A 5,992-nucleotide genomic window follows, 5' to 3' on the forward strand; every position below is an offset into this window, starting at 1 on the left:
ATGGGATTTCACCATCGCCCCCGTTCCCTCCGCTCTCGCCGCCGCAAGGTCGCAGGCCAGGCGAGCCCTCCATGCGACGAGACAGGGGCATGATGGGGCCGTTTGACCCCGTGGATGGGAGAAGGGGGACATAAATCGGCAAGCGGTTGAAATCGCTGCGGATAGACCAGCGGCATTGCGATGGCTGGCGTGTCCACCGCATCTTGTTTCAGCCGCCGAAGCCGCCTTCGTCGAGGAAGGTCTGTTCTTCAGGCGTCGTCCAGCGGCCCAGCGCGGCGTTGCGGTGCGGGAAGCGGCCGAAGCGAACGATGATGTCGCGGTGCAGCTTGCCCCATTTCTCCAACTCCGCGTCGCCAGCGATCAAGGCCATGTAGCGGTTCTGATCCTCGATCCGTTCGGAATGTTCGAAGGGCAGGAGGAGGACGTTCTTTAGCGCCGGCTCGACCGCCAGATGCAGATCGCGCGCCACGGCTTGGTTTGCAAACATCAGGGCGAGCGGGTCGGTGGCGAACTGATGCGCCGTGCCGCGAAAACTGTTTCGCGGATACTGGTCCAGCAGGATCAACAGCGCCAAGGCGCCCTCGGCCGTGTTCATCCAGTCGTCCCGTTCGCGGCGTGCGGCGGCCCAATGCAGGGCGTGGCCTCGCTCGCGGAAGTCGGCGTCGAACGCCTCGTCCTTGGCGAACCACTTTTCGGGCCCAGCCTCTTTCCAGAAGGCGACGACGTCGGATAAGGTTATGAAGGCGGTCATGACCCAGACCCTACCCAATCCGCTGCCCGTCTTCCATGATCGCGACTGCGATCTTTCGATCATCCGCGGCAAGCGCGTGGCCATGATCGGGTACGGCAGCCAGGGGCGGACCCATGCGCTGAACCTGCGCGATTCGGGCGTGACCGACATCGTGGTGGGTCTGAAGGCCGACTCCAAGACGCGAGACCTGGCGCGCGCCGACGGGTTCGAGGTGATGACGGCCGCACAGGCCGCGTCGGGCGCCGACGTGGTCGCCGTCATGACGTCAGACGAGGCGCACCGCGATCTGTGGCGCGACGAGCTGGAGCCGAACGTGCGGCCGGGCGCAGCCCTGGTCTTCGCCCACGGCCTGTCGGTGCGATTCGGCCTGGTCGAACCGCGCGCGGATCTGGACGTCATCCTGGCCTCGCCCAAGGGGATCGGGCCGCGTATCCGCGATCTGTACGAAGCCGGAGAGGGGGTCTTCTGCCTGTTCGGCGTGCAGCAGGACGCGACAGGCGGCGCGCATGCGCTGGGCCTGTCCTATGCGGCGGCGCTGGGGTGCGGGCGCAAGGGCGTTCTGGAGACGACGATGCGCGACGAGTGCGAGAGCGATCTGTTCGGAGAACAGGTGGTGCTGTGCGGCGGCATCGCCGAACTGATCGATGCGGCCTTCATGAAGCTGGTCGACGCCGGCTATCCGCCCGAGGTGGCGTGGTTCGAATGTTTTTACGAGACCAAGCTGGTGACCGACCTGATGTACGAACGCGGCATCGCGGGCGCCTTCGCCAAGATTTCGAACACGGCGGAATACGGGGCCTATCTGACCGGACCGCGCGTCATCGGAGCCGAGTCTCGCCAGGCGATGGATCAGGTGCTGGCCGAGGTGCAGGGCGGGGCGTTCGTGCGGCGACTGATGGCCGATTACGACGCGGGTTCGCCCGATCTGAGCGCGCGCAGAAAGGCGCTGGGCTCTAGGACCATCGAGTCGGTTGGGGCGCATCTGAATGCGGTGGCGCGCCAGGCGATGGAGAGCGCGGCGAACGACGACTAACGCGGACATGGCGGCGGGCGAAGGCCCTCTGTCGCATCGTCGATTTTTCTGAGGAGAAGATGGTCGGAGTGAGAGGATTCGAACCTCCGACCCCTGCGTCCCGAACGCAGTGCTCTACCAGGCTGAGCCACACTCCGACCGTGGGGGCTGGCCTGGCGGCGTCGCCCCGAAGTGAGGACGCGGCTTATAGCCATGGGTTCGATGGGCCGCAAGCGCCCATTTCGACCCATCTTCACGGTAAGCGAAAATAGTCCTGAAAGAGGGTGTTGCATCCCAAAACGGCTTGGCGTATCTGACCGCCTCCGCCGCACAGAGTGCTTCGGAAACGCCGGTCCTGCTGGGGAATGGTGTAATGGTAACACTACGGTTTTTGGTACCGTCATTCTAGGTTCGAGTCCTAGTTCCCCAGCCATCCGCCGACAAAGGTCGGCGCCGCCGAACCACTTTACAGCTTCAGCATTATCATCTGCGCCAGGGCTTCCGTTCGGATGCCCGGCTACCTAGCTTGACCGCAGACTACTGCTGAGGAGAACGATGATGGTCACCGCCAAAGAAAAGCGCCTGGCGCCCCTGAAGACGCCAACGAGCCTGTCGGAGGAGGCGACCCAGAGCATTTCCGCCGCACTGACCGGGCTGCTGGCCGATACGTTCGCCCTCTACATCAAGACAAAGAATTTCCACTGGCACGTCTCAGGCCCGCATTTCCGGGACTATCATTTGATGCTGGACGAGCAGTCGGCGGAAATCCTGGCCATGACTGATCCCATGGCCGAGCGGGCGCGCAAGATCGGCGGGACCACGCTGCGCTCCATTGGTCAGATCGCCAAGGAATCACGCATCGCCGACAATGACGCCGACTATGTCGACCCGCTGGATATGCTGGCCGAGCTTCGCGACGACAACGGTGAGCTGATCGGCCGAATGCGCGAGGTGCATGACCTATGCGACGAGCATAACGACGTGGCGACCGCCAGCCTGCTGGAGAACTGGATCGACGACAGCGAAAAGCGCGTCTGGTTTCTGTTCGAATCGGGTCGCCGCGGAAACGGCTGAGGAACCGCAGCGCTTGCGCCGTCTTATGTATCGTCGATAGTCGATGACGGACGGCGCAGGAGGGGCGTGTGAAGCAGGGTTCGGTGATCTGCGGCTTGGCGATCTTGGGCGTGCTGGCGGCCTCGCCCGCTTCAGCCGATATGTCCAAGGCGTTCGGCAATACGATCGTGTCCCATTATCCGAATGGACAGTGGGTCAGGCACTATTTCGAGCCGGATGGGCGCTACACCTCGCAGTTTTCCGATGGGCGACGTGTGGCGGCCCGCTGGTCGGCCGAGGGTGACAAGATTTGTTTGTCCGGCTTCAGCCCGCGTCAGATCCTGCCGCGCTTTTGCAGCCGGATGGTCGAGGCCGATGTCGGCGACACCTGGCGCGCCCGCGATCCCTTGGGACGCTCCATTCGCAACGAACTGGTTGCGGGGCGTCGCTGAGGCCTTGCCCTGAGCGGCGTCACCCTCTAGACGCGACCGCCTACCCGATGCGGATGTGGCGGAACTGGTAGACGCACTGGATTTAGGTTCCAGCGCCGAGAGGCGTGGAGGTTCGAGTCCTCTCATCCGCACCAGACAAAAAAGGCCCCGGAGCGATCCGGGGCCTTTCTTTATTCTTGGCCTATCGCCCTTGCGAGCTACTTGAGGCCGATAGATGGGCCTGCCGCGATTGGTGCGACAGGCCCGGTTTGGTCTTAGCGGATTGGCGGCACGGGCGGCGGCGGGACGTCGCCGTCGGTTTCGTGAACCTCGACCAGACCGCGACCCAGGTGGCTCTTGCGGTAGCCATACAGGAAGTAGATCACCAGGCCGATGCCGCCCCAGATCGGCAGCACCATCTTGGCGTCGTGCGGCAGGTTCCAGAACAGGAAGGCGCAGCCGAACGCCGACAGGGGCGCGAACACCCAGATCAGCGGCGTACGGAACGGACGGCGACGGTTCGGATCCTTGACCCGCAGCACCAGAACCGCGATCGACACCATGAAGAAGGCGAACAGGGTGCCCGAGTTCGAGATGTCGGCCAACTGACCGACCGGGAACAGGGCGCCGGCGATGGCGACCGCGATGCCGGTGGCGGCGGTCACGATATAGGGCGTCTTCCACTTGGGGTGGATCTTGGTCAGGCCTTCCGGCAGCAGACCGTCACGCGCCATCACGAAGAAGATGCGGGTCTGACCGAAGATCATCATCAGGATGACCGACGGCAGGGCCAGCAGGGCGGCGGTGCCAAGGGCGTTGCCGATCTGGGGGTGACCGACGACGCGCAGAACGTGGGCCAGGGCCTCGTTGGAGCAGACCAGCATTTCGGCGTTGGCGGGCAGGGCGCAGGCGGCGACGAAGGCAGGCGAGCCCGGCTGAACAGCTTCACCGGCGGCGCCCAGAACTGGCTGAGCGCCGATGGCGCCGGCGGCGCCGAGTGCGACCAGCAGATAGAAGACCGTACAGATGGCCAAAGAGCCGATCAGGCCGATGGGCACGTTGCGCTGCGGGTTCTTGGTCTCTTCGGCCGCCGTCGAAACGGCGTCGAAGCCGACATAGGCGAAGAAGATTGAGGCCGCGGCGCCGACGATGCCCATCCCCGAGTATTGGCCGAAGAGGCCATTGGGAGCGAACGGCGACAGGTTGGCCGACTTAATGACAGGCAGGGTGATGACGATGAAGACCGTCAGGGCGACGACCTTGATCGCGACCAGGATTGCATTGACCCGGGCCGATTCCGTGGTGCCGACCATCAGCAGAGCCGTCACCAGCAGGGCCACGACGATGGCGGGGATGTTGACGATCCCGGCCGAGAAGTCAGGCGTGGGGATGAAGCCGTTCATCGACCAGGTCGGCCCGGCGGATAGGAGGTCGGGGAAATCGAATCCGAGCCCCTGTTCTATCAGCCCCAGCACATACCCCGACCAACCGACCGACACGGCCGAGGCGGCCACGGCGTATTCCAGAATCAGCGCCCAACCGACCGTCCAGGCCAGCAGTTCGCCCATGACGGCGTAGGTGTAGGTGTAGGCCGAGCCCGAAACCGGGGCCATCGACGCGAGTTCGGAGTAGCAGAGCGCTGCGACCGCGCAGACGGCGCCGGCGATGACGAAGCTGATCATCATGCCCGGTCCGGCCTTTTGGGCGGCCGAAGCGGTCAGGACGAAAATTCCGGTGCCGATGATGGCCCCGATACCCAGAAGCGTTAGTTGAATAGGACCAAGCGACCGGTGAAGCGACTTCTTCTCGGCCGTGGCAAGGATCGCGTCGAGCGACTTAACGCGCCACATATAATACCCCCACGTTTTGATGCAGCCCCTCGGCTGCTTGGGGCGGACGCTAGCGACGGATGAGGCGGCGCGCAACGCGCATGACGGGGTGGTTAAGGCGCGACGACGCTTTCGTGATCACACGTCGGCAGGCTAGAGGCGACGCATGCTGCCCATCCACGCCGTTCTGGAACCGCTGAAAGCCGCTCTGAGCGCGGGCAATACGGCCGTGCTGGCGGCGCCGCCGGGGGCGGGCAAGACGACGGTCGTGCCGCTGGCCCTGCTGGATCAGCCCTGGCTGGAGGGCAAGGTGCTGGTGCTGGAGCCGCGACGCCTGGCCGCACGGGCGGCCGCCGACCGGATGGCTGCGACCTTGGGCGAACAGCCAGGCGCGACGGTGGGCTATCGCACCCGGCTGCAGAGCCGTATCGGGCCGAACACGCGGATTGAGGTGATCACCGAGGGCGTCTTCACGCGAATGATTCTGGACGATCCGGGGCTGGACGGCGTGGGCGCGGTCTTGTTCGACGAGTTCCATGAACGCAGCCTGGACGCCGACCTCGGGCTGGCGTTGGCGAGAGACACGCAAAAGCTGCTGCGCGAGGACCTGCGGCTGCTGGTCATGTCCGCGACGCTGGATGTGGTCGGGGTCTCGCGCCTGCTCGACGGCGCGCCGGTGATCGAGGCCGAGGGACGGGCCTGGCCGGTCGAGACCCGGTATCTGGGCCGCAATCCGTCCGAACGGTTCGAAGAGGCTGTGGCGCGCGCCTGCCTGACAGCGCTGGGCGAGGAGGTCGGATCGGTGTTGGTCTTCCTGCCAGGACAGGGCGAAATTCATCGGGTCGCTCGGCTGGTAAACGAGCGGCTCCGGATGCCGAACGTCGATGTCGTGCCCCTGTATGGCGGGCTGGACCGG

Annotated in this window: 6 protein-coding genes and 3 tRNA genes; 6 read left to right on the forward strand and 3 right to left on the reverse strand. The window is 64.9% G+C overall.

Going from position 1 to position 5,992, the window contains the following annotated elements:
- Window positions 1-208: 208 nt before the first annotated feature.
- Window positions 209-751 (reverse strand): DUF924 family protein, encoded by a 543-nt coding sequence (locus RT123_RS15325; RefSeq protein ID WP_313010075.1) that lies wholly within the window; start codon window positions 749-751, stop codon window positions 209-211.
- On the opposite strand from RT123_RS15325, the gene ilvC reads away from it, so the two are divergent.
- On the forward strand, window positions 750-1,784 hold the full coding sequence (gene ilvC, locus RT123_RS15330) for a ketol-acid reductoisomerase (protein ID WP_313010076.1): 1,035 nt from the start codon (window positions 750-752) through the stop codon (window positions 1,782-1,784). The two genes, RT123_RS15325 and ilvC, sit on opposite strands and share 2 nt — an antisense overlap.
- Before the next feature lie 60 nt (window positions 1,785-1,844).
- Here ilvC and RT123_RS15335 read toward each other — a convergent pair.
- A tRNA-Pro gene (locus RT123_RS15335) sits at window positions 1,845-1,921 on the reverse strand.
- 201 nt (window positions 1,922-2,122) lie between these two features.
- Here RT123_RS15335 and RT123_RS15340 point away from each other — a divergent pair.
- The 4 genes from RT123_RS15340 to RT123_RS15355 all read left to right on the forward strand — a co-directional run bounded on the left by RT123_RS15340 (window position 2,123) and on the right by RT123_RS15355 (window position 3,402).
- Window positions 2,123-2,196 (forward strand) — tRNA-Gln (locus RT123_RS15340).
- 125 nt (window positions 2,197-2,321) lie between these two features.
- Entirely contained in the window at window positions 2,322-2,837 is a 516-nt protein-coding gene (locus RT123_RS15345; protein WP_313010078.1) for a DNA starvation/stationary phase protection protein, read from the forward strand.
- A gap of 68 nt (window positions 2,838-2,905) precedes the next feature.
- The gene (locus tag RT123_RS15350) at window positions 2,906-3,268 is read left to right on the forward strand and encodes a hypothetical protein (protein ID WP_313010079.1); all 363 of its coding nucleotides are present in this window, start codon (window positions 2,906-2,908) and stop codon (window positions 3,266-3,268) included.
- Window positions 3,269-3,317: 49 nt separating this feature from the next.
- Window positions 3,318-3,402, forward strand: a tRNA-Leu gene (locus tag RT123_RS15355).
- Window positions 3,403-3,522: 120 nt separating this feature from the next.
- Here the strand turns inward: RT123_RS15355 and RT123_RS15360 are convergent.
- Window positions 3,523-5,097 (reverse strand): amino acid permease, encoded by a 1,575-nt coding sequence (locus RT123_RS15360; protein ID WP_313010081.1) that lies wholly within the window; start codon window positions 5,095-5,097, stop codon window positions 3,523-3,525.
- Between the two features lie 145 nt (window positions 5,098-5,242).
- Between RT123_RS15360 and RT123_RS15365 the strand changes: the two genes are divergently transcribed.
- Window positions 5,243-5,992: DEAD/DEAH box helicase (locus tag RT123_RS15365; protein WP_313010082.1), on the forward strand; the 750-nt coding region annotated here is incomplete at its 3' end.

It is taken from the genome of Brevundimonas vesicularis (genome assembly GCF_032067225.1).
GTDB classification, from domain to species: domain Bacteria; phylum Pseudomonadota; class Alphaproteobacteria; order Caulobacterales; family Caulobacteraceae; genus Brevundimonas; species Brevundimonas vesicularis_F.